Source organism: Paenibacillus cellulositrophicus (assembly GCF_009363095.1).
Classification (GTDB): domain Bacteria; phylum Bacillota; class Bacilli; order Paenibacillales; family Paenibacillaceae; genus Paenibacillus_AQ; species Paenibacillus_AQ favisporus.
Window position 1 is genome coordinate 5,109,573 of the sequence record NZ_CP045295.1, and the last position, 23,303, is coordinate 5,132,875.

General features: G+C 53.9%; 18 protein-coding genes and 1 pseudogene. 18 read left to right on the plus strand and 1 reads right to left on the minus strand.

The genetic code is table 11. The annotated features are described in order from the left end of the window. Positions 1–2 precede the first annotated feature (2 nt). The 13 genes and pseudogenes from GCU45_RS23315 to GCU45_RS23375 all read left to right on the plus strand — a co-directional run. Positions 3–1,805: a sensor histidine kinase gene (locus GCU45_RS23315; RefSeq protein WP_152403278.1), complete on the plus strand. Its 1,803-nt coding sequence runs from the start codon at positions 3–5 to the stop codon at positions 1,803–1,805. Between the two features lie 26 nt (positions 1,806–1,831). Further along, complete coding sequence (locus GCU45_RS23320; protein WP_152400900.1) at positions 1,832–3,376, plus strand: response regulator transcription factor; 1,545 nt, start codon at positions 1,832–1,834, stop codon at positions 3,374–3,376. 131 nt (positions 3,377–3,507) lie between these two features. Continuing rightward, complete coding sequence (locus GCU45_RS23325) at positions 3,508–5,202, plus strand: ABC transporter substrate-binding protein (RefSeq protein ID WP_105441796.1); 1,695 nt, start codon at positions 3,508–3,510, stop codon at positions 5,200–5,202. Between the two features lie 90 nt (positions 5,203–5,292). Then, positions 5,293–6,252, plus strand: a complete 960-nt coding sequence (locus GCU45_RS23330; protein ID WP_152400901.1) for an ABC transporter permease — start codon at positions 5,293–5,295, stop codon at positions 6,250–6,252. Between the two features lie 2 nt (positions 6,253–6,254). Continuing rightward, entirely contained in the window at positions 6,255–7,214 is a 960-nt protein-coding gene (locus tag GCU45_RS23335; protein WP_186320158.1) for a carbohydrate ABC transporter permease, read from the plus strand. Between the two features lie 157 nt (positions 7,215–7,371). Further along, positions 7,372–8,388 carry an endo-1,4-beta-xylanase gene (locus GCU45_RS23340; protein ID WP_152400903.1) on the plus strand — a complete coding sequence of 339 codons (1,017 nt, stop codon included), beginning with the start codon at positions 7,372–7,374 and terminating at the stop codon, positions 8,386–8,388. Between the two features lie 465 nt (positions 8,389–8,853). After that, complete coding sequence (locus GCU45_RS23345) at positions 8,854–10,140, plus strand: glucuronoarabinoxylan endo-1,4-beta-xylanase XynC (protein WP_152403281.1); 1,287 nt, start codon at positions 8,854–8,856, stop codon at positions 10,138–10,140. A gap of 455 nt (positions 10,141–10,595) precedes the next feature. Next, entirely contained in the window at positions 10,596–11,093 is a 498-nt protein-coding gene (locus GCU45_RS23350; protein ID WP_152400905.1) for a MarR family transcriptional regulator, read from the plus strand. Positions 11,094–11,095: 2 nt separating this feature from the next. Then, positions 11,096–11,923 carry a Fe-S cluster assembly ATPase SufC gene (gene sufC / locus GCU45_RS23355; protein ID WP_152400907.1) on the plus strand — a complete coding sequence of 276 codons (828 nt, stop codon included), beginning with the start codon at positions 11,096–11,098 and terminating at the stop codon, positions 11,921–11,923. An 18-nt stretch (positions 11,924–11,941) separates the two neighbouring features. Beyond that, positions 11,942–13,234 carry a Fe-S cluster assembly protein SufD gene (gene sufD / locus GCU45_RS23360; protein ID WP_152400909.1) on the plus strand — a complete coding sequence of 431 codons (1,293 nt, stop codon included), beginning with the start codon at positions 11,942–11,944 and terminating at the stop codon, positions 13,232–13,234. A 19-nt stretch (positions 13,235–13,253) separates the two neighbouring features. Further along, complete coding sequence (sufB, locus tag GCU45_RS23365) at positions 13,254–14,651, plus strand: Fe-S cluster assembly protein SufB (RefSeq protein ID WP_152400911.1); 1,398 nt, start codon at positions 13,254–13,256, stop codon at positions 14,649–14,651. Positions 14,652–14,664: 13 nt separating this feature from the next. Further along, positions 14,665–15,138, plus strand: a complete 474-nt coding sequence (locus GCU45_RS23370) for a CBS domain-containing protein (RefSeq protein ID WP_152400913.1) — start codon at positions 14,665–14,667, stop codon at positions 15,136–15,138. Positions 15,139–15,200: 62 nt separating this feature from the next. Then, a pseudogene (locus tag GCU45_RS23375) lies at positions 15,201–15,338 on the plus strand (phosphodiester glycosidase family protein); the annotation flags it as partial. A gap of 140 nt (positions 15,339–15,478) precedes the next feature. Here GCU45_RS23375 and GCU45_RS23380 read toward each other — a convergent pair. Next, on the minus strand, positions 15,479–16,714 hold the full coding sequence (locus GCU45_RS23380; protein ID WP_152400914.1) for an MFS transporter: 1,236 nt from the start codon (positions 16,712–16,714) through the stop codon (positions 15,479–15,481). Positions 16,715–17,198: 484 nt separating this feature from the next. On the opposite strand from GCU45_RS23380, the gene GCU45_RS23385 reads away from it, so the two are divergent. From GCU45_RS23385 to GCU45_RS23405, 5 genes are all read left to right on the plus strand, one after another. Then, positions 17,199–18,377, plus strand: a complete 1,179-nt coding sequence (locus tag GCU45_RS23385; RefSeq protein ID WP_152400916.1) for an ROK family transcriptional regulator — start codon at positions 17,199–17,201, stop codon at positions 18,375–18,377. A gap of 24 nt (positions 18,378–18,401) precedes the next feature. Next, positions 18,402–19,409: an asparaginase gene (locus GCU45_RS23390; RefSeq protein ID WP_152400918.1), complete on the plus strand. Its 1,008-nt coding sequence runs from the start codon at positions 18,402–18,404 to the stop codon at positions 19,407–19,409. A 249-nt stretch (positions 19,410–19,658) separates the two neighbouring features. Beyond that, positions 19,659–21,308 carry a peptide ABC transporter substrate-binding protein gene (locus tag GCU45_RS23395; RefSeq protein WP_152400920.1) on the plus strand — a complete coding sequence of 550 codons (1,650 nt, stop codon included), beginning with the start codon at positions 19,659–19,661 and terminating at the stop codon, positions 21,306–21,308. A 124-nt stretch (positions 21,309–21,432) separates the two neighbouring features. Further along, positions 21,433–22,368: an ABC transporter permease gene (locus GCU45_RS23400; protein WP_076170525.1), complete on the plus strand. Its 936-nt coding sequence runs from the start codon at positions 21,433–21,435 to the stop codon at positions 22,366–22,368. A gap of 13 nt (positions 22,369–22,381) precedes the next feature. Beyond that, positions 22,382–23,296, plus strand: a complete 915-nt coding sequence (locus GCU45_RS23405; RefSeq protein WP_244364657.1) for an ABC transporter permease — start codon at positions 22,382–22,384, stop codon at positions 23,294–23,296. Positions 23,297–23,303 lie beyond the last annotated feature (7 nt).

Here is a 23,303-nt window from a genome sequence, read left to right on the forward strand (position 1 = left end):
TGATGTCCACGCGCAAATTCAAGCTCCGGAAGATCGTCAACGATATTCCGCTGAATTATAAATTTCTGCTCATCTTTATCGTCGGCGTGCTGCTCCCGGTGATCGTCATCAACCTGGTGGTGACGGACCGCCTGTCGGATCTGATCAAAGCGCGGGAGGAGCAGAACCTTGATATCTCGATCGAGCGGGCGAGAAAGGATATTCACGATTTCATCGACGGCGGGGTAGCGGTCAGCCATGCCTTAAGCAGCGATAAGACGCTGTATGAAATACTCGACCGGAAATATGCGAGCCAGATCGATTTTTATGACGCCTTTGACGAGCAGCTGCGCAACCGGGTGACCAGCTACATTCCGGTGAACAACCAAATCGAGCGCATCAGCATTTTCACGGATAATCCGACGATCGTCGACGGAGGGAACTACCACGTCATCGATGACGAGGTCCGGGCGAGCGACTGGTATAAATTGTGGAAGGACTCGCAGAATCCGGTGTTCGTCGCGGCGTACCGAGCCAACCAAGCCAGCAGCAGCGTGTTTATGGCTCCTTATTTGAGCGTGATCGAGCGGATGGATTATTTTGATAACTACGACCACTATCAGAAGCTGCTGCGAATCGACATCGACCTGAACAAAATTTATGACGTGATTGTCCGGGAAAAAGATTACCTGGATCTTTACCTGGTCAATGAGCGGAACCAAATCATTATGTCGGCCCAGAGCGGATACCAGACCGGCACGACGGACGCGTACCCGGTGTTCAAACTGTCTGCTGAGGACAAGGAACAGGACGTTCATTCGGTCAATATCGGCACCGCCAAATACGTCAAGGGATGGCGGCTGATCGGGATCACCAAGGGTGTGCGCATCACCAATGCGATGAACGAAATGAGATTGTACGTCGGAATCGTTGCAGCGGGGATTACCCTGTTCACGACGGGATTTATTTTCATTATGCTGAGATCCTACAATTACCGCGTGAAGCGGCTGGCACGGCATATGCAGAAGGTGACGAATGAGAAGTTCGACCTGATCCAGATCGACGAGGGGCGCGATGAAATCGGCGGACTCATCCGCAATTTCAACAAGATGACCGGCCGGATCAAGTTCCTGATCAACAACGTCTACAAGCTGGAAATCCAGCAGAAAAACCTGGAGATGGAGCGGGTGCGGGCCGAACTGAACTTTTTGCAGAGCCAGATGAATCCCCATTTTCTGTTCAATACGCTGAATGCGATCCTCGTCGTCTGTACGAAAAACCACTACACGGACGTAACCGACATCGTCAAAAGCCTGTCCAAGCTGCTGCGGCGGCTCCTTAGCTGGAAGGAAGACATCGTGACGCTGGAGGAAGAAATGGTGTTTATCGACATGTATCTCAAAATCGAGAAGTTCCGGTTCCGTGACAAATTCGAATACCGCTTCGATATCGATCCGGACGCGCTGCAGTACAAAATTCCGAAAATGAGCATTCAGCCGCTCGTGGAAAATGCCTGCAAACACGGGCTTCAGGCGATCGACGGACAGGGCATCGTAACGGTCAGCGCTTACGTTACCGAAGAGCGTCTGCGCATCGTTATTGCGGATAATGGCAAAGGCATGGAGCTGGAGCGGCTCAAGGAAATTAAAAAGGCGGTACAAACCGAAGACGAGTCCGGCGCCAATATCGGCATCCGCAACGTGTACCGGAGACTTGAGCTGTACTATCACGATCAGGTGCGCTTTGATATCGTAAGCAGCCCGCAGCAGGGCACGACCGTATTTTTTGAAATTCCGATCAAGTTTCTAAGCGGTATGGCAGGCTGATCGATCCGTAATACAGGAGGGGAACCATGACATTTAAAGTGTTGTTGATCGATGACGAACCCGCTGCCCTGGAGGGGCTGGAGCTGTGGATCGACTGGGAGGAGCTGGGCTTTGAGGTGTGCGGCCGCGCAAGCAACGGAAAGGAAGGGCTGCATTTAATCCGGGAGCTGGCGCCGGACCTGGTCATCACCGACGTCCGGATGCCGCTGATGGACGGGCTTGAAATGATCGAGGCGTGGAGCCGGGAGGGGACAGTGCCGGTCAAATTCGCCATTGTCAGCGGATATGGCGAATTTAAATACGCCCAGAAGGCGCTGCGATACGGCGTCAATGCGTACCTGCTCAAACCGGTCATTCCGGAGGAGGCGGCTGAGCAGATCCGGGACATTCGGCGGGAGCTGGTGCGGGAGCGGGAGGAACAGAGCCTGACGAGGATGGCTTCATACGAAGAGGCGGTTTCAATGATTAAAGATCTGCTGAATGGCGGCGCGAACGCCTTGGACGGCAGGGAGAATGAGGTCACCCGCCTGTCAGATGCCATGCCGGCATGGAACATGTGCCTGGTGCAGGCTGCGCCGGATGCTCTTGCCAGGCTACGGGCGAAGGCTGCTGCAATGGCAGAGGTGGGCGAATACATATATCTGGTCGATCTGGAGCCTAGCAGCTTCGGGATCGTGTACGGTTGGAACTCGGCAGAGGATAACGATAAGGCAGCTTACGCGATGGCGGAGGAGCTGCTGGCGGATTGCGCGAACGGACAACGGGTGTTTATGGCATCAGGGCAGGCGGAGAACAGCCTGCACCGGATCGGCTGCTGCTGCAAGGCGGCGAAGAAGGCCATACAATATGCTTTTTACCTTGATCACGCTCCGGGCTTAATCCTCTACGAGCAGGTGCGGCACATCAAGTTTGAAGATCAGTTTGAGCGGCTCGATCTATTTGAAGATATGCTCCAGGCCGTATCGCTGCTGGACAAGCCGGCTTTGCGAAAGGCGGTACAGTTAGCGGATTCCAGTCTGCGGGAGTCCATGCCGAATCCGGACATCGTCAAAAAACTCGCCATCCATGTCATGTATCAAATCATGAGCCATATGCGCGAAGCAGCCGGCCAGGCAGCGGAGCCCTGGATCGAAAAGTACAACATTCCCCGGATATCCGGCACTGTGATGACACTTGGCGACGTGATGGGCGATCTGCTGTCCTGCGCCGAGGGCTGCATTGACTTTTTTATGCGGGAACAGCAGCGGCAGTCCCAGGGCATTGCCCAGGAAATTATCGACTACGTCCGCGAGCACTACCGGGAGCCGCTAACGATCCGCAAGCTGGCTGAGGTCTTCTACCTGCATCCCGTTTATCTCGGCCAGCTGCTGCTGAAGAAGAACGGCATCGGCTTTAACGAAATGCTGCATAATCTGCGGATTGAAGAGGCTGTACGCCTGCTGGAAAACAGCAGTTTGAAGAACAGCGAAATTGCGGAGCGCGTCGGGTACGGCCATTACGGCCAATTCCTCAAGCAGTTCGAAGCGAGGCATGCGATGTCCCCCAATGAATACAAAAAAAGGATGTTCTAAAGTTTTGAAGGTGACTCCTTTAATTCCGATATAGTTTCGGCTATGGCAGCGCTTTTACAATAAAGACAGTTACATGAAAAGGCTTACAATAAAAAGCTTGGTGTGGCTAAAATTTGACGGAGGTGCTTTACATGGGGGGAAGATTTAAACCGCTGGTTCGTCTTGGCATACTCATGGCGATGACGTTCAGCGTAGTCCTGTCCGGCTGCGGCGGCAGCAAAGACAACAGCGCAGACAACGGCAGCAGCTCTACAGGGCAGACAGCGACGGGCAGCAGCAGCGACGGAAAGGTGGAGCCGTTCAACGTGAGCGTTTTCATCGGGGAAGCCGGGCAGCAGCCCACTCCGGACAACAAGATTTACAAAAAAATCAAGGATGAGACGGGAGCCACGTTTAATTTCGAGTTTTTGGCAGGCGACATTAACCAGAAGCTGGGCGTCATGATTGCCGGCTCCGACTACCCGGATCTGATGACCGGTAACACGAAGCTGACGGCGGCTGGAGCCTATATTCCGCTGGAGGATTTGATCGAGAAGTACGCGCCAAATTTGAAGAAGCATTATGAAAAATACTGGAACATGATGAAGGACCCGAACGACGGGCACATTTATATTCTGCCGAACTATGGAGTATACAACGGCAAGCTGAACAGCACCTGGTATTCCGGGCCGGCGTTCTGGGTTCAGAAGGACGTGCTGGCTGAGGCCGGCTATCCGAAAGTGAAGACGCTGGACGAGTACTTCGACCTGATCGCCAAGTATAAGGCGAAGCATCCGACCATCGACGGCAGCCCGACGATCGGTTTTGAGATTTTGAACTATGACTGGAAAAACTGGGGTCTCTTTAACCCGCCTCAGCATCTGATTGGTCATCCGAACGACGGCGGCGTTGTTGTGAACAACGGCGTAGCCGAAATTTTTGCCGATAAGGATTATGCCAAGCAATATTACCAGAAGCTGAATCAAATGAACGAGCAGGGGCTGATCGACAAAGAGACGTTTGTACAGAACTTTGACCAGTACCTGGCCAAACTGTCCAGCGGCACGGTGCTCGGCATGTTCGACCAGCACTGGAACTTCCAGAATGCCGAGAACTCCCTGATTACCCAGAAGAAGTTTAACCGGACGTATGTGGGACTTCCGCTCGTATATGATACAAGCACGAAGGACTATTATCGCGACCGGGCTGTGCTTAACCTAAACAACGGCTTCGGAATCAGCGTGAACGCCAAGGATCCGGTCAAGATCATTAAGCTGCTGGATACGCTGATCACCGAAGACTGGCAGAAAACATTTTCTTGGGGCATTGAAGGCGAGGATTATATCGTTAATGACCAAGGCCGGTTCATGAGAACGCAGGAACAGCGCGATAAGCAGTCGGACGGAACATGGAAGCTGGCGAACAAAGCTGACGCCCTTTTCGGAAACCTGCCGAAAATCGAGGGAAGCTTCAGCGACGGCAACTCCACCGACGCCGCTGCACAGCCGGAAGAATACAAAGCGGGCCTGAACGATTACGACAAAAAATTCCTGGAAGCCTACGGCTTTGACAGCTACGTCGATTTCTTCAGCGAGCCGCCGGAGAATCCGATTTACTACCCGGCCTGGTCCATCGATCTGGTCGAAGGATCGCCAGCCAAAGTAGCGAACACGAAGCTGAACGATCTGTCCACCAAGTATTTGCCGAAAGCAGTTTTGGCGAACCCGTCCGATTTTGATTCGGTCTGGAATGAGTACACGTCACAAATTCACAAGGTCGATGTCAAGGCGTACGAAGACAAGATCAACGAGCAAATCAAGTGGAGAATCGACAATTGGAGCAAATAAGGGTTCACAGAAAGTGGGAGGCGCGAATGAGCGCCTTCCGCTTTATAGATACCCGCTCCGGAATTTGAATATGGTGAGGAGAGCAAACGTATGGCTGTGACTGTAACCAATAAGAAAGCTGTCCGGAAACCAGAGAAGAAACGGAAGCTGACCTGGGCTGTGCTGAAGAGCCAGCAGCAGTTGATCTGGATGTCCGTGCCCTTGACGCTGTATATCATTTTATTTGCCTACGTTCCGGTCTGGGGCTGGACGATGGCATTTCAGAACTACAAACCGGCGCGTTCCTTCAGCCAGCAGGACTGGGTCGGATTCAAGCAGTTTAAATTTTTGTTTACCGATGACGATTTTATGCGGGTGCTGCGCAATACGCTCGGTATGAGCATTATCAATCTCGTGCTTGGTTTCGTAACGGCAATCGTGCTCGCGCTGCTGCTCAACGAAATTCGAAAGGTCATTTGGAAAAGGACGGTACAAACGATTTCTTACCTTCCGCACTTTTTGTCCTGGGTTATCGTGACTGGGATCGTAGCCACCTCGCTGGCTTCCGACGGCATTGTCAACGATATTTTGATGAAGCTGCATTTGATCAAGGAACCGATTTTATGGCTTAGCGAAGGAAAGTATTTCTGGGGCATCGTCGGTGCTTCCCATGTGTGGAAAGAAGTGGGCTGGAATACGATCATCTATCTGGCCGCCATGGCGTCGATCGATCCCGCGCTGTACGAAGCGGCGGAGATGGACGGAGCCAGCCGCTACCGGAAGATGCTTCATGTAACCCTGCCGGGGATCAAATCCACGATTGTCATTTTGCTCATCATGTCCATCGGCCATATTTTGGACGCTGGCTTTGAGGTTCAGTACCTGCTCGGCAACGGGCTGGTCGTGGACTGGGCCGAAACGATCGATATCTTTGTCTTGAAATACGGGATTGCTCAAGGAAACTATTCACTTGCCACAGCCGGCGGGATCTTTAAAACGGTCGTGAGCGTCGCCCTGTTACTGGTGGCCAACTGGACCGCAAAGCGGCTTGGGGAAGAGAGGCTGTTATGAGTATGGAAAATCATCAAATCAGCCCGCAGGGAGCGGCTGGTGTTACGATAAGAAAAAGCATGCGCTCGAGCAAGGTTGAGCCGGTGCTGTTCAATACGTTTAATGCGATTTTTATGATCTTTTTGGTGGTTGTCACGCTGTATCCGTTTTTGAACACGATCGCCGTGTCGCTGAATGCGGGTAACGATACGATCCGCGGAGGCATTTATTTATGGCCACGGCAATGGACGCTGCAGAACTACAAGGCGGTGTTCGCATCGGGCACGATTTATGACGCATTCTGGATCTCTGTGGCACGGACCGTGCTGTCCACGGTGCTGAACATCTTCCTGACAACGATGCTGTCGTATACGCTGAGCCGGAAGGAATACGTCTTCCGCAAGCCGATCACCGTCATTTTCGTGCTGACGATGTACTTCAGCGCCGGCCTGATCCCGGGATACTTCCTGATCAAGGATTTGCACCTGCTGAACAGCTTCTGGGTGTACATTTTCCCGTCCATGATCAGCGCGTTCAACATGATCGTCATACGCACCTATATCGGAACGATTCCGGACAGCCTGGTCGAATCGGCCAAGATCGACGGCGCCGGAGATTTCAAAATTTTCCTGCGGATCATTTTCCCGCTGTGTACACCGGTGCTGGCCACCATCGCACTGTTTGTGGCCGTAGGCGCATGGAACTCCTGGTTTGACGCATTCCTGTACACGTCCTCCAGACAGGAGCTCAGTACACTGCAGTATGAGCTGATGAAGCTGCTCTCGTCGAGTATGAACTCCAACAGCAATCCGAACGTGGCGGCAGGCGTCGGCGTGAACCAGGAAACCGCGGTATCGATGGTGACGCCGCTCTCGATCCGCGCAGCTATAACGATTGTTGCCTCCGTTCCGATTCTGGTGGTCTATCCGTTCCTGCAAAAGTATTTTGTGGTCGGGCTCAATGTCGGCAGCGTGAAAGAGTAACCGAGTCAAAGAACGGACAAGCGCAGTGGATAGCGGTTTTTCGAACCCTAAGGGAACCGCATAGGGGCCTTTTAGTGGCCTCCCAAGCAGTCATGGTAGCGGCCGCCGGATTTCACTAAAGTCCAAATTAACACCCATAGGCAGGAGGGAGTCTGTCATGAATTCAACGGGTACGCATACCGAGCAGACGCTGAAGGATCTTTTCGCGCAGTTTTTCCGGATCGGAGCGGCGGTCAATCCGCGGACGATCCGGTCGCAAGAGCAGCTGTTGGCACACCATTTTAACAGCATTACCGCGGAAAACGAAATGAAGTTCGTCAGCGTTCATCCAGAGGAAGATGTGTATACGTTTGAGGACGCTGATCTGCTGGCCGATTTCGCCGGCAGGCACCAAATGGCGATGCGCGGGCACACGCTTGTCTGGCATAATCAGACCCCGGACTGGCTGTTCGAGGACGGCCAGGGACGGCCGGTAGGCAAGGACCTATTGCTTGAACGGCTGCGCTCGCACATCGATACGGTGGTGGGGCGGTACAAGGGCCGCCTCTATGCCTGGGACGTGGTCAACGAGGTTATCGCCGACGAAGGTGACGCGCTTCTGCGTCCGTCGAAGTGGCTGGACATCGCCGGGCCGGAGTTTATCGCCAGGGCGTTCGAATACGCCCATGACGCCGATCCGGAAGCTCTGCTCTTTTACAATGACTACAACGAATCGCATCCCGCCAAGCGGGATAAAATCTATGCGCTGGTGAAGTCCTTGCTGGAGCAAGGCGCGCCGATTCACGGCATCGGCCTGCAAGCCCATTGGAACCTCTTCGATCCGTCCTTGGACGATATCCGCGCGGCGATCGAGAAGTATGCTTCGCTCGGCTTGCAGCTGCAGCTCACCGAGCTGGACGTGTCGGTCTTCCGCTTCGATGACAGGCGGGCCGATCTGACTTCGCCGGAGCCGGGCATGCTCGAGCGTCAGGCGGAGCTGTACGAGGGTGTGTTCGGTCTGCTTAAGGAGTACCGCGACGTCATCAGCGGGGTGACCTTCTGGGGGGCGGCCGACAACTATACATGGCTGGACGATTTCCCGGTGCGCGGCCGCAAAAACTGGCCGATGCTGTTCGATGCGCAGCACCGTCCGAAGCCGGCTTATGACCGGATCGCTGCGTTGTTTGCGGAGTAGGCGGAAACGCAAAATAGCGAAGAAGCGGAATCTTGCAGCTTGCAGCAAGCAACCTGGTATTCGATGATGCCGTTCTCCTATGATCTACGGGGGACGGCTCATTCCTTTACCAATTGGATGTTCTAAATCGGAATACATTCGTTGCATGGAAACTTCGATGGGGTTCGGGCAGAAACGTCATGCGCCTTACCGACAGGGAAGCGTTGATATCAAAGAGCGGCTGGCTGAGTAAGGGATTGGGGTCTCGCCCATCGATGGTTATCCGAATCTGAGATGAAGGGGAAATCAAGACTTGAACAGGGGGGTGAGAGGAAACCGAATTTTTGATCCGGCAATATAGAATGAACTAAACAAAGAATGTTATAGGCCGTATTGGGCCGTGATAACAGGAAGTTTTAGTGCAACCCTTTTGTTCAATCTATATAGCTAAATGATTCTATCAAGAGAATGGAGGTATTGATGGAAATGCACGCAGCGTGGTCACGTTTGAAAAAATCGGTTTGCGGATTGTTAGCCGGTATAACGGCCCTGTCGATCGTACTGGCCGTGCCGGGGCCGGCTCAGGTGTCGGCTTCAAGTAACGCCACCATCAACTTATCGGCGGAAAAACAGGTCATTCGCGGTTTTGGGGGAATCAACCACCCCGTCTGGATCGGAGATTTGACGGAAGCCCAAAGAGAAACGGCCTTCGGCAATGGGGACAACCAGCTGGGCTTTTCCATCCTCAGAATTCATGTGGATGAAGATCGGAACAATTGGAGCAAGGAAGTCGAAACGGCCAAGAGTGCGATTGCACACGGAGCCATTGTGTTTGCATCTCCATGGAATCCGCCGAGCGATATGACAGAGACGTTCAACCGGAACGGAGATACGTCGGCCAAACGCCTAAGATACGACAAGTATGCCGACTACGCCCAGTATCTTAACGATTTCGTTACTTTCATGAAGAACAACGGTGTGGATCTATATGCGATATCCGTGCAGAATGAGCCTGATTATGCCCATACCTGGACGTGGTGGACCCCTGAAGAGATGCTTCGTTTTATGAAGGAAAATGCAGGCTCCATTAACTGCCGGGTTATCGCGCCCGAATCGTTTCAATACCTGAAAAACATGTCCGACCCTATTCTGAACGATCCGCAGGCCCTGGCCAATATGGATATTTTGGGTGCCCACCTGTACGGGACGCAGATCAGCGATTTCGCGTATCCTCTCTTTAAGCAAAAGGGAGCGGGCAAAGAACTGTGGATGACGGAAGTATACTATCCGAACAGCGATGCAAACTCTGCAGATCGGTGGCCCGAGGCGCTTGACGTGTCCTATCATATTCATAATGCGATGGTAGAGGGAGATTTCGAGGCTTACGTATGGTGGTATATCCGCAGGCAGTATGGTCCTATGAAAGAGGACGGTACGATAAGCAAGCGCGGATATAATATGGCTCATTTCTCCAAATTTGTCCGCCCCGGTTATGTCAGGGTCGATGCAACGAAGAACCCCGATACCAACGTCTACACTTCTGCATATAAAGGCAACAACAAGGTCGTGATTGTGGCCATTAACAAAGGCACCTCAGCGGTAAGCCAAACCTTCACCTTGCAAAACGGCAAGGCGTCGAAGGTCGCCCCATGGGTAACGGACGCCAGCAGAAATATGACCGCCGGATCTTCGATTAAAGTAAAGGGCGGTTCTTTTACGGCCCAGCTTCCTGCCCAAAGCGTGACAACCTTCGTAGGCGAATTGGCGCATTAAACGGTGTAAATTAAACGTATGGCGGACATTCCCCGGCAACTTTTCACGGTAAGGGCAGCAACGGAGCAAATGAGGCAGACAACCGCGAAAAAAGCAAATTTATTCAGAAGAAAGCCGTTAATAGCGCCGTGTGCGCCGTTAGCGGCTTTTTCGTTTCTTGCTGCAGCTAGGGACAGGGTAAAGCTAAAGGAATAACGCGAGGTTAAGGTGGGGCGGAGATATGATTTATTTGATAATGATTATCAATTTCGTTAAATGGGGATGGATGATAACGAAAATATCCTTGTAAACTAAGGAAAAATGATTATTTTTAAAAAAACATCATTGATATTGATAATCATTATCAATGATGTTAAACTGAAATCGTTACCTGGTAAACAATATTTTGATGAAATTGGAAAACGGGCAAAAATGGCGCGGGGTGGATTTGACCAAGGAAAGGAGCCGTAGTGAAAGTGGAGCATGCCGATGATCTTAAAAAGGCCATTTTCGGACTGCACTGGAAATTCATTCATTTGACGGAAGAATACGAAAGCCAGGAACATGCCAATTTGGCCGAACAAGCCCGGGCGTGCGGGATTACGGATTGCCCGGACAGCGTCACGAGCATTCACGTCGTCGACTGCATCGGCAAACATGAACCCATTAACAATACCGCGATTGCGGAACGCATGGAATTGTCCAAGGCGAGCATTACCAAGATCAGCGCCAAGCTGGTGGACCACGGTTTCATTACGCGGGCGCGCATGCCCGACAACAAGAAGGAAATTTATTTTCACCTGACGCCGAAAGGGAAAAAGCTTTATGTATTGCATGATAAGATGCACCGCGCCGGGGAAGATCGGTTTAACCGTTTTCTTAGCCGTTATTCCGGAGCCGAGCTCGATTTCATCAAAACATTTTTTGAAGACGCCGTAAACGAAGTGGAAAACGCCATTCAGAAGGAGATGTAAATATGAACACGACACTGCGAATTGATCAGCTGCGGGCATCCGTTGAGGGAAAGGAAATTTTGAAGGGACTGAGCCTCGAAGTGCGGGGCGGCGAAATCCATGCGGTCATGGGACCGAACGGAACCGGGAAAAGCACGCTGGCTTCGACGCTGATGGGGCATCCCAAATATGAGGTGTTGGGCGGATCAGTAACTTTCAACGGGGAGGATTTGCTCGAAATGGACGTCGATGAGCGCGGACGGGCAGGTTTGTTTCTCGCCATGCAGTATCCAAGCGAAATTACGGGCGTGACCAACTCCGATTTCATGCGCAGCGCCATCAATGCAGGGCGCGGGGAGGGAATTGAGATTTCCCTGTTGAAGTTCATCCGCCTGATGGAAGCGAACATGAAGACGTTGGAGATGAACCCCGAGTTTATGCACCGGTATTTGAACGAGGGGTTCTCCGGCGGCGAGAAAAAACGGAACGAGATTTTGCAGATGATGATGCTGCAGCCGAAAATCACGATTCTCGACGAAATCGATTCGGGTCTGGACATCGATGCGCTCCGCATCGTGGCCCAGGGCGTCAATTCGCTGCGCAGCGCCGACCGCGGGTTTCTGATCATCACGCATTACCAGCGGCTTCTGGATTATATCACACCCGATTTTGTCCATATCATGATGCAAGGCAGAATCGTCAAATCCGGCGGGCCCGAGCTGGCGCAGCGGCTGGAAGCGGAAGGTTACGAATGGGTGAAGGAGGAGCTCGGCATCGAAAACGAGACGGTCGGGCAAGACGAAGACGCGTTTCAAATGCCGATGAACACGACGGGCCCAAAAATCCGATAGATGCTGGAGGAATCGAAAATGAATACGATCATGATGTCTGTGGACAGGAATCAGGTGCTTGAATCCTTCCGCGCGGACCAGGAGCCGGAATGGGTGACGGTGCTTCGGGAGCAAGGTTTTCGGCTGGCGGAGGAGCTGCCGCTCCCTAAGCTTGAGAAAACGAACATCGAAAGATGGAATTTGGGAACGTTCGGCGAGATCAGACGCCCGGCGCAACGCGATTCCTTGAAGGACGCAGGGGGAGCGACTTCGGAATGGATCGATTCGGATAACGCGCTTGTGCAGCGCAACTCCGGGATCGAGTTCCATCGGCTCACCGAGGAGCTTAGGGGACAAGGCGTTATTTTTACCGGCCTCGAACAGGCGGTGCGGGAAAATCCGGAGCTTGTCAAGCCGTATTTGATGCAGGCCGTCCGGGCGGACGAAAACCGGATGACGGCCATTCATGCCGCGCTGTGGAGCGGAGGGGCATTCCTTTACGTTCCGAAAAACGTCCAAGTCGCGCAGCCGCTGCAGGCGCTGTTCCTGTTGGATGACGAAGAAGCCTGCTTTATGCCGCATGTGTTGATCGTGGCGGAAGAAAACAGTTCGGTGACCTTCGTGGAAAACGCGGTGTCCGCGGTGAGCCGCAAGCATGACCAATTCGGGATCATGGAGGTGTTCGTCAAACGCGGAGCCGAGGTCCATGTCGCGTCCGTGAGGGGCCTTGGCAAGCAAATAACGGACATGACCTACCGCCGTGCGCATGTCGAAGCGGACGGCCGCATCCGCTGGGTCGTCGGCGAGATGAACGCCGGCAATGCCATGGCGGACACCGCGTCGATTCTTCAAGGGGACGGCGCGGATTCGGACGCCAAAGTGATCTGCGTCGGAGCGGGCGAGCAGCACATGAATTTGACTACCCGCGCGGTGCATATCGGGCAATTTTCCACGAGCGACATGGTGACCCGCGCCGTGATGCGCGAAGACGCGACGGCGATCATTAACGGCATCACGAAAATCGAAAAAGGGGCGAGCGGCACCAACGGCCAGCAGACCGAAAAAGTGCTGATGCTGAGTCCGAAGGCACGTGGCGACGCCAATCCGATTTTGCTGATCGACGAAGACGACGTGCAGGCAGGGCATGCCGCCAGCGTCGGGCAGGTGAATCCGGAACAGATCTTTTATTTGATGTCCCGCGGCATTGCCCGGGCGGAAGCCGAGCGGCTGATCGTTTATGGATTCCTCGCTCCCGTCATTTCGGAAATTCCGAACGACCGTTTGCGGGATCGGCTGCAGTCGCTGGCGGAACGCAAGCTTGGACAGGCTTGAACAAAGGAGGGAATGGAATATGGCTAAACAAATGCCTGAATTGGATGATTATAAATACGGCTTCAAGGATGCGCACCAATCCGTCTTTCAAACGGCCAAAGGGCTCAGCCGCGACGTCGTCGCCGCCATTTCGGAGATGAAAGGAGAGCCTGCGTGGATGCGCGATTTCCGCTTGAAGGCGCTGGAGCAATTTTTGGCGATGCCCGTGCCGCAATGGGGAGGGAACCTGAACGACCTGGATTTCGACGATATCCATTATTACGTGAAACCGGCCGAGCGCCAGGGGAAAACCTGGGAGGAGGTTCCTTCCGAAATCAAGGAGACCTTCGACAAGCTGGGGATTCCCGAAGCGGAGCAAAAATACCTTGCGGGCGTATCCGCGCAATACGAATCCGAAGTGGTGTATCACAGCATGAAAAAGGAACTGGAAGAGCAGGGCGTCATTTTTACGGATACCGATACCGCGCTGCGTGAGCACCCCGAGCTGTTCAAAACGTATTTTGCGACGGTCGTTCCTCCAAGCGACAACAAATTCGCAGCGCTGAACAGCGCCGTCTGGTCCGGCGGCAGCTTCGTTTACGTGCCGAAAGGCGTGAAATGCGAGGTGCCGTTGCAGGCTTATTTCCGGATCAACTCGGAAAACATGGGACAATTCGAACGCACGCTGATCATCGCGGACGAAGACAGCTTCGTGCACTACGTGGAAGGCTGCACCGCGCCGATCTACAGCACGAATTCTTTGCACAGCGCCGTGGTGGAAATCATCTGCCGGAAAAATTCGCGCGCGCGGTATACGACGATCCAGAACTGGGCGCCGAACATTTACAACCTGGTGACGAAACGCGCCGTTGCGGAAGAAAATGCGAATATGGAATGGGTGGACGGCAACATCGGCTCCAAGCTGACGATGAAGTACCCGTCGGTGCTTCTGAAAGGCCGCGGCGCGAAAGGTTCCGTGCTGTCGATCGCCGTTGCGGGCAAAAACCAGCATCAGGACGCCGGAGCGAAAATGTACCATCTTGCGCCGGACACCACGTCGACCATCATTTCCAAATCGATCAGCAAACACGGCGGCAAAGTGACCTACCGGGGCCTTGCTTCCTTCGGCCGCAACAGCGAGGGTGCCAAATCGAACGTTAAATGCGATACGTTGATCCTGGACAAAGAGTCGACTTCCGACACGATCCCGTACAACGAAATCAAAAACGACAATATTACGCTTGAGCATGAGGCAACCGTATCCAAGGTTTCCGAGGACCAGCTGTTCTATTTGATGAGCCGGGGCCTCAACGAAGCCGAGGCGACGCAGATGATCGTCATGGGCTTCATCGAGCCGTTCACGAAGGAGCTGCCGATGGAATACGCGGTGGAAATGAATCGGCTGATCAAATTTGAGATGGAAGGTTCTATCGGGTAAAAGAGGGCGGCCTATGTTGGTATCGGATATTATCGTTCGGGATGTTGTGAAAGTGAAGGAGAGCGAACGGATCAGAGACGTTCTGGAACGTTTTTTGCTCTATCAAATAGGCGAGCTTCCGGTCGTGAACGACCGCAATGAAATCGTCGGATGGATCACCGCGCGGGAGATTATGAAGCGGATCGGCAGAACGGGCCCGGTGATCGTGCCGGCGATGATGTGCAACGTTTTGTTCCCTTATGCGGCGCTGCTCGACAATGAGGACATGGACCGGAAGCTGCATCGATTAATGGATTGCAACGTCATGGATATCGCTGCCCGCAAAGCGCCGGTCATCCGGTTCGGCTCGGAGCTTGACGAAGCGGCTGCCCTCCTGGGCCGGGTTCATGCCCATTCGCTGCTCGTCGAAAAAAACGGCATTCTGGCAGGGAAGGTAAGTCCGTACGATATCCTTCGTTGCACATGCGTCGAGCCGCCAGACTTATAAACATCGATAAAGGAATGAAAACCGATGGCAAGAATAAGTATTTCGGAGATCATCAAAGACGTGTGAACCGGCCTTCGTCCGAATACGGGGAGCGGTATTTGCCGACCGCTTTTCTTGTGTTCGAGCATCCGGAAGAAGCGAACAACCCGAACATTTGGGCCAGTTTGAATCCGAAGGACATCGATCCCGGGAAAAAGTAAGCCGTTGCTGCATGCGGCCCCAGCCTGGTATTGTTGAACGGCAAAATAAAGGACAGCCTGAGGGCTAGAACACCTCCCTTCCAAGGGAGGTGTTCTTTGGTTTATCACTATAATCTCCGGTATATGCTCAAAGTCCGGTCTTACTTGCTAACCGTCCCCGCCACCGGAACCGTCTGCCGTCTGCGCTCCTGCATATAGACGGCCAGCACAATCAGGAAGGCGAGCCCGACGAGCAGGGCGCCGATCCAAGGCAGGGAGGTGAGCCCCATCTCGTCGATGACCCATCCGCCGAAGAAGGCGCCGAACGCGTTGCCGAGGTTGCCGGCCGAGTGATTGGAGGTCGAGGCGAGCGCGGGCGCCTCCTGCGCCAGGTTCATGATTTTCACCTGAATGCCCGGCATGACCGCAAACGAAGCGGCTCCCCACAGGAAGATAGTAACGACTGCACCAACTGGGTTTTTGACGGTAAATGTGAAAATCGTCAGCAGCACACAGATGGAGAGAAAGATGCCCAGGATCGCGGGCATCAGCTTCCAGTCGGCGAGCTTGCCGCCCAGCATGTTGCCGACCGTGACCCCGATGCCGAACAGGACGAGAATCCAGGTGACGCTGCTTTCATGGAATCCGGTCACCTGCTCCAGCAGCGGGGCGATATACGTAAAGACGGCGAACAAGCTTGAGTTGCCGACGGCGCAGGCCAGGAGGATGATCAGCAGCTTGGGCTGGGCTACCGCCCTGAACTGCTTGCCCAGGCTGGCCGACTCATCGCGGCGGATCCGCGGGATGAACAGGACGATGCCGATCAGGGCCACGATCCCCATCACCATGATCGCGCCGAAGGAAGCGCGCCAGCCCAGGTGCTGACCGACAAAGGTGCCCACCGGTACGCCGATAATGTTGGCGATCGTCAGGCCCGCCATCATGATGGATACTGCGCCGGCTCGTTTATGCGGCTTGACGAGGCCGGAAGCGATGACGGCGCCGACGCCGAAGAAGGTGCCGTGGCACAGCGCCGTTATGAGGCGGGCTGCCATCAGCACGGTATAGTTCGGTGCGATGACGGCAATGCCGTTGCCGAGAATGAACAGCGCCATCAGCAGGCAGAGCAGCAGCTTCTGCGGAAGCCGGTGAGTTAAGATGGTCAGGATCGGGGCGCCGACCGCCACGCCCAGCGCGTAGCTGGTGATCAGCTGCCCGGCTGTGGAGATGCTTACGTTCAGATCATCGGCTACATTTGGCAGAATGCCCATGATCACGAATTCGGTCATGCCGATCGCAAAGGCGCCCACCGTCAGCGACAGAAGGGAGACAGGGAAGGGTTCCTTGCCCTTTGCCGCCGTACGGGGATGCAAATCTGGAGTAGAAGTAGAATTCATGCTGCAGCTTCAACCTTTCTGAAACCAGACGTTCGCCGTCCGGATCATGTTCTTCCTCCATAGTAACAGGAAAACAAGAGATTTTCAGAAAAAGTTTCACGGTTACTGGTTAGACAGGGTGCTTGTAAAGGGCTGAAACGTTCTAATCTTTGAAAGAAAAAGTTGACACAAAGTGTTATAGTAAGCGGTTTAATTGGTATTTTCATTGAAAACCCAAATCTGAAAATTTGCATTTCATTTGATGAAATTTCCTCAAAAACGGAAAATCAGACGAATTTCGACAAAAACATGACATATATATTGACACGAAATCTCAATTCTATTAAAGTTCAATTAATAACATCACTGGAGAAATTATAAGACCAAAGTCGGACGCCAATTCGGGTAATTATCCCTAAATGCCGAGTTTCAATCCACTATGTTCCATTTTCCTACCAAGATTTTCTCCATAGGTGAAATTAATTAAAATGGAGGACCGTCTCCGATGCAGAAGCACGATCAGGATTATATCCGGAGGAAAAACAGAAGTACGGTGTTTGAACTGATCCGTAAACACTCGCCCCTGTCCCGTGCTGAGATCGCCAGACTGACAGGAATGAGTCCCACGACAGTCAGCCGGATCGTTTCCGAGCTGTACCAGCAGGACTTTATGCATGAGATCGAGCAGACGACGACCGGCGTCGGACGGAAAGCTGTGATGCTGCACGTGAATCCCGGCTCGGTGCTCTCCGTGGGTGTTGAAATCGACCGCAGCGGCATCCGGATCGGCATTGTGGACCTGGATGGGAAGGTGGTCCACAGTACGCAGGTGACGCGCGATTCCCGCGAAACGCCGGAAGCAACGCTGGGGCGTATCGCCTCGGCTATAGAGGAGCTGATCCAGGCGGAGGACATCGACCGCCGCAAGGTGGTCGGTATCGGCGTCGGACTGCCGGGCATTGTCGACTACGCCGGGGGCAGCGTGGTACTGTCCGCGCAGCTTGGCTGGAAGCAGACCGACATCGCCGGGGAGCTCCGGCGGCTGACCGGATTTGAGGTCGCCGTGGATAACGAGCTGAAAGTCCGTGCTCTTGCCGAACACCAATATGGCTCGGCGAGAGGATCGAGCCGCTCGGTGCTGATCGGCTTCGGCAGCGGGGTCGGCTCCTCCCTGATCATCGATGGGGAAATCTATCGCGGGGAGACGAACAGTGCCGGGGAAATCGGGCATACGGTAGTAGACCCGGGAGGCCTTCTGTGCGAGTGCGGCAAGGTCGGCTGCCTGCAGACCTATATCGCCGAAGCATCGCTTGTTGAGCAGGCCAACAAAATCAAACCGATCGGATCGCTGGAGGAATTGTTCCAGGCGAGGAAGGACGGAGAGTATTGGGCGGCGAGCATTGTGGACCGGGCCATGACTTTCGTAGCGGTCACGGTCAGCAACATCGCCTGCGTATACAACCCGGATACGGTGATTCTGACCGGCAAGCTGGTGGAAAGCTTCCCTGAAGTCCGGGACTTCATTTCGGACAAATGCATGGATCAATTTGTGTGGGAGCCGCTGCGCGGAACCTTCCAGATCGTCTACTCGGCTCTGGAGAGCGACGGCGTGGTGATCGGATCGGGCATACTGGCCCAAAACCTGTTCCTGGACATCGACAGACAGATGGAGCAGGCAGACTAAATTTAACGAAGCGGGTGTTGACGTATGAAATTGGAACCGTTGGTGGAGGAATACCGCGGCGGCGTGCTGGAGAACGTGCATCTCGGTGTGCTGTGCGGCGTATCGGATCAAGGAGAAGTCATCTATGAGGTGGGCGATGCGGAGCATATGACCTTCCTGCGTTCGGCGGCCAAGCCGTTCCAGGCGATCCCGGTCATGAAGCAGAACATCGCCGAAAAGTACGGGCTGACGGATGCGGAAGCCGCCATGTTCGCCGCCTCCCACCGGGGCGAAACGTATCATATCGAAGCATTGGAATCCATTATGGCCAAAACCGGTCTAAAAGAAGAGCAGCTGCTGTGCTGCCCGACCTATCCGCTGAACGATGAGCCGAAGTTCGCCCTCATGCGGGAAAATAAACCGCCGCGCAAGCTGTATCATAACTGCTCCGGCAAGCATCTCGGCATTCTGGCTGCGGCGAGGGAGATGGGCTTGCCGACCGAGACTTACTGGCAGCCATCGCATCCGCTGCAGCAGGACATTCTTCACACACTCGCAGACATGGCCGAATATCCGGTCGATCAGATTAAAGTAGGCGTTGACGGCTGCGGATTTCCGATCTTTGCGCTGCCGCTGAAATCGATCGCCACGGCATACCTGAAGCTGGCCTGCCCTGAGCTGATCCGTGATGCCGGGACGCGGGAAGCTGTGCAGCGTATGGTCCGCTATATGCACGCGGCGCCGGACAGTATCGCGAGCCATCAGTTTATCTGCTCGGAGCTGCTGCGGGACGACAACATCGTCGCCAAGGGAGGAGCCAAAGGCGTCTACTGCTTCTCTTTAATTCGGGAACGCGTCGCTTTTGCGCTGAAAGTGATCGACGGCTCGGAGACACCGTGGCCGATCGCCGTTGCTTCGATCCTCGAGCAAATCGGATACAGCAACCAGGCCACGATTGACCGTCTGTATACGGTCGTTCCGAAGGAAATCAAGAACGACAACCACATTGTAGTCGGCGAGCGCAGAGCCGCTTTTACCCTGGCAGGTAAGTAAACGCAAACTTCTAATTGAAGTAATACTCTCCTTTTTCGAAAAATTCTTCGATCTACGAAACTAGCATTTCTTGGCAGTAACGAATAGAGGAAGCAGGAGAGACCGAGCACCTGATTGCCATTGACACGCAGTACCGGAAGTTCTTCAGCATGAATGAGCACAAGAGATTCGGATTCACCCGCGGCTTCCTTCGGAAACGGCGGTGCAATCATACATTCACAAAGGGGACATAAAGGAGTGGGACATGCAATGAAAAGGAAAAAGGTAAGCTTGCTGGCGACGCTGCTTGTCGTATCGGCCATTTTCACAGGATGCTCGTTCAGCGGCGGCGACAGTAAAGGCGCGAGCTCGGGCACAACGGGGGACACGGGCAATACCGCACAGACGGCGTCCAAAGAGCTGAGACTGTCCGTAGAAAGCGAAATTAAAGACCTGAATCAATGGGCGGCATCCGACGACGTATCGTTTACGGTGCTGAACAATATCGGAGAAGGGCTGTACCGCCTCGATCCGAAGAACGAGCCCCAGCCGGCCATGGCAGAGAGCTCGGAGCTGTCCGAAGACAAGCTGACGTATACGTTCAAGCTGCGCGCTGACGCCAAATGGAGCGACGGATCGCCGGTAACGGCAGCCGATTTCAAGTTCGCCTGGCTGCGTGAAATGGATCCGAAAACCGGAACCAACGGCTATTCCTTTATTATGACGGACTACATCGTTGGTGCAGCCGAGTACGCAGAAGGCGGATCGGCGGACAAAGTCGGCATCGAAGCGAAGGATGACAAGACGCTGGTCGTTCATTTGAAACAGCCGACGCCTTACTTCCTGAGACTGACTTCGCTGGCTCCGTACTTCCCGATGAAAGAGGAATTCGTGAAGTCCCAGGGCGAAAGCTATGCGCTGAGCCCGCAAAACATGCTGTTCAACGGTCCTTATACGCTGACTTCGGTCGATGCCGCCAGCGGTGCGGTGCTCGAGAAGAATGCCGGCTACTGGGACGCTGCGAACGTCAAGGTGGACAAAGTGGACCTGAAAGTCATCAAGGAAAAGAGCACGGCGCTGAACGCTTACAAAGCCGGACAGCTTGACCGCGTGCTGCTGCAGTCTTCCGATGTCAATGCATCCAAGTCCGACCCTGGATTCGGAACAGGCATCAACTTTAGAACGACGTACTTGCAGTTCAACCTGAAGGCGGACGGCGTGAGCAACATCAACATCCGCAAAGCGCTGGAATACAGCTTCGACTCCAAGCTGCTGGCGGACCAAGTGCTGAACAACGGTTCCAAAGCCGCTACAGGATTGATTCCGGACCAAATGAGCGCAACGGGAGGCAAAAGCTTCCGCGAAATGCAGGGCGACCTGATCACGCCGGATGCGGCCAAAGCCAAATCCTATTGGGAGCAAGGGGTTAAAGAGCTGGGTAAAGCGCCTAAAATTACGATGCTCGTAGCGGACACCTCCGAAACGAAGGACGTCGCTACCTTTATGCAGAGCGAGTTCAAGAAAAACCTCGGCATCGACGTGGCCATCGACACCAAAACGGCGAAAGCCCGCGGACAGCTGATGGACAATAGCCAATATCAAATGGCGATTACCGCATGGGGCGCCGATTATGATGATGCCATGACGTATCTGGATCTGTGGGCAAATCACACACCGTACCGCGGTAACTATGAAAATCCGAAGTACGACAAGCTGATCACTGACGCCAAGAAAGAAACGGACGAAGCAAGACGGATCGACATGCTGCTGGCTGCCGAAAAAATCCTGACGGCAGAAGATGTCGTGGTCGTTCCAATCTACTTCGGCGGATACTCCTACCTGCTGAGCGATAAAGTCGAAGGACTGGACTACCATCCATACGGCAACCCGGTTGACTTTAAATATGCAAGCATCAAGTAATGCCGCTTCACATGGGCATGTATCGGGAGAGGAGAGAAGCGCGGCTTCTCTCTTTCCCTTTCCTGGATCAAGCTCCGGGACGTAATGAAAATTTTGAAGGCCCCGCGTATTGGGAGGTGCAACATTGAAACGGTATATCGGCATCCGGATCGTATACTTACTGCTGACGTTGTTTATTATTACGACCGCCACCTTTTTCCTGATGAAAGCACTGCCTGGCACTCCGTTCGATGAAGAGAAGCTTCAGCAGCTGCCGCAGGAACAAAGACAGATGATTTATGCCAGCTACGGCTTGGACAAGCCCGTTGGTGTGCAGTACGTGAACTATTTAAAAAATATTGTCAAAGGCGATTTGGGAACGTCGTTTTTCTACACCGGTCAACCTGTAAAGGACATCATTATGAGCCGGATCGGACCTTCGGCCTTGATCGGTCTGCAAGCGGTTCTGCTGGGACTGGCCATCGGCATGATCCTCGGGATCATCGCCGCTTACCGCCATAACTCCGGCTGGGACTACGCCACCATGATTATCGCCGTTCTCGGCGTGTCGGTGCCGAATTTCGTGCTTGCGGCGCTGCTGCAGTATTTTGTCGGGCTCAAATGGGGGCTTCTGCCGGTCGCATTCTGGGAGAGCTATCCCAGCTCCATCCTGCCGTCCATTGCGCTCTGCGTCGGCGTCATCGCCTTGATCGCCCGGTTTGTACGGACAGAGATGCTGGAGGTGCTTGAGCAGGATTATGTCACGACGGCTAAGGCAAAAGGGCTCGGGTTCGCGCGCATCATGTTCCAGCATGTGATCCGCAACTCGCTCATTTCGGTCATTACGATTCTTGGTCCGATCGTAGTCAATTTGCTGACAGGTTCGCTCGTCATTGAGAATATTTTTGGGATTCCGGGGATCGGGAGCCTGTTCGTCGACTCGATCAAAATGAACGATTATTCCACGATTATGGGGATCACGATTTTTTACAGCGCCTTCTATGTATTCGTCATGCTGATCGTGGATCTGCTGTACGGCCTGGTGGATCCGCGGATCCGTCTGGCATCGGGAAAGGAGTGAGGACATGACGCAAATGGATAACGTGGATGCGCTGTTTAAGCCGGCCGCCGCAAGGCCGGACGAACGGGAGAAGATTTCGGGCAAATCCTTGACTGCTTTTCAGGACAGCTGGAGACGGCTGAGACAAAACAAAGCAGCGATCGTCAGCTTGGTCATCCTGGTCATCATGCTGCTGCTTGCGATCGTTGGTCCGTGGATCGGACATCACGACTATTACTCTACCGATTATAATGCCGTCTATCAAAAACCGAACGCCGATCATTGGTTCGGCACCGATAAATTCGGCCGGGACCAATGGGCCCGCGTATGGCAGGGAACGCGCGTGTCGCTCCTGATCGCCGTGCTCGCCGCCGCGCTCGACCTCGTCATCGGGGTTGCCTACGGCGCCATTTCCGCCCTGTTCGGCGGAAGAGTCGATAACGTGATGCAGCGGATCGTCGAAATTTTGACCGGGATTCCGAGCCTGATCATTATCATCCTGCTGATGATGGTGATGAAGCCGGGGATCGTGACCATCATGGTCGCGATGTCCATTACGGGCTGGGTCAACATGGCCCGGCTGGTCCGGGCACACATTATGAAGCTGAAGTCGCAGGAATTCGTCCTGGCGGCCCGTACGCTGGGCACGTCCACCGGGCGCATCATTACAAAGCATTTGATTCCGAACACGATCGGCATCATCGTCATCAACACGATGTTCACGATTCCGTCGGCGATCTTTACCGAAGCGTTCCTGAGCTTTATCGGCCTTGGACTTCAGTCGCCGATGTCTTCGCTCGGGGTGCTGATTAACGACGGATTCGCATCCTTGAATACGCAGGCATACCTGCTGCTGTACCCTTCGATTGTCATCGTCCTCATTATGGTAACGTTCAATATTCTGGGTGACGGGCTGCGGGATGCGCTGGATCCGAGAATGCGGAAATAGGGGGAAG

What these genes read in the sequence shown, in the direction of transcription:
- GCU45_RS23405 (WP_244364657.1), top strand. Translation starts at nt 22,382, where the DNA reads ATGGATAACGTGGATGCGCTGTTTAAGCCGGCCGCCGCAAGGCCGGAC.
- sufB (WP_152400911.1), top strand. Translation starts at nt 13,254, where the DNA reads ATGGCTAAACAAATGCCTGAATTGGATGATTATAAATACGGCTTCAAG.
- GCU45_RS23325 (WP_105441796.1), top strand. Translation starts at nt 3,508, where the DNA reads ATGGGGGGAAGATTTAAACCGCTGGTTCGTCTTGGCATACTCATGGCG.
- GCU45_RS23320 (WP_152400900.1), top strand. Translation starts at nt 1,832, where the DNA reads ATGACATTTAAAGTGTTGTTGATCGATGACGAACCCGCTGCCCTGGAG.
- sufC (WP_152400907.1), top strand. Translation starts at nt 11,096, where the DNA reads ATGAACACGACACTGCGAATTGATCAGCTGCGGGCATCCGTTGAGGGA.
- GCU45_RS23395 (WP_152400920.1), top strand. Translation starts at nt 19,659, where the DNA reads ATGAAAAGGAAAAAGGTAAGCTTGCTGGCGACGCTGCTTGTCGTATCG.
- GCU45_RS23390 (WP_152400918.1), top strand. Translation starts at nt 18,402, where the DNA reads ATGAAATTGGAACCGTTGGTGGAGGAATACCGCGGCGGCGTGCTGGAG.
- GCU45_RS23380 (WP_152400914.1), bottom strand. Translation starts at nt 16,714, where the DNA reads ATGAATTCTACTTCTACTCCAGATTTGCATCCCCGTACGGCGGCAAAG.
- GCU45_RS23385 (WP_152400916.1), top strand. Translation starts at nt 17,199, where the DNA reads ATGCAGAAGCACGATCAGGATTATATCCGGAGGAAAAACAGAAGTACG.
- GCU45_RS23340 (WP_152400903.1), top strand. Translation starts at nt 7,372, where the DNA reads ATGAATTCAACGGGTACGCATACCGAGCAGACGCTGAAGGATCTTTTC.
- GCU45_RS23345 (WP_152403281.1), top strand. Translation starts at nt 8,854, where the DNA reads ATGCACGCAGCGTGGTCACGTTTGAAAAAATCGGTTTGCGGATTGTTA.
- GCU45_RS23330 (WP_152400901.1), top strand. Translation starts at nt 5,293, where the DNA reads ATGGCTGTGACTGTAACCAATAAGAAAGCTGTCCGGAAACCAGAGAAG.
- GCU45_RS23370 (WP_152400913.1), top strand. Translation starts at nt 14,665, where the DNA reads ATGTTGGTATCGGATATTATCGTTCGGGATGTTGTGAAAGTGAAGGAG.
- sufD (WP_152400909.1), top strand. Translation starts at nt 11,942, where the DNA reads ATGAATACGATCATGATGTCTGTGGACAGGAATCAGGTGCTTGAATCC.
- GCU45_RS23335 (WP_186320158.1), top strand. Translation starts at nt 6,255, where the DNA reads ATGGAAAATCATCAAATCAGCCCGCAGGGAGCGGCTGGTGTTACGATA.
- GCU45_RS23315 (WP_152403278.1), top strand. Translation starts at nt 3, where the DNA reads ATGTCCACGCGCAAATTCAAGCTCCGGAAGATCGTCAACGATATTCCG.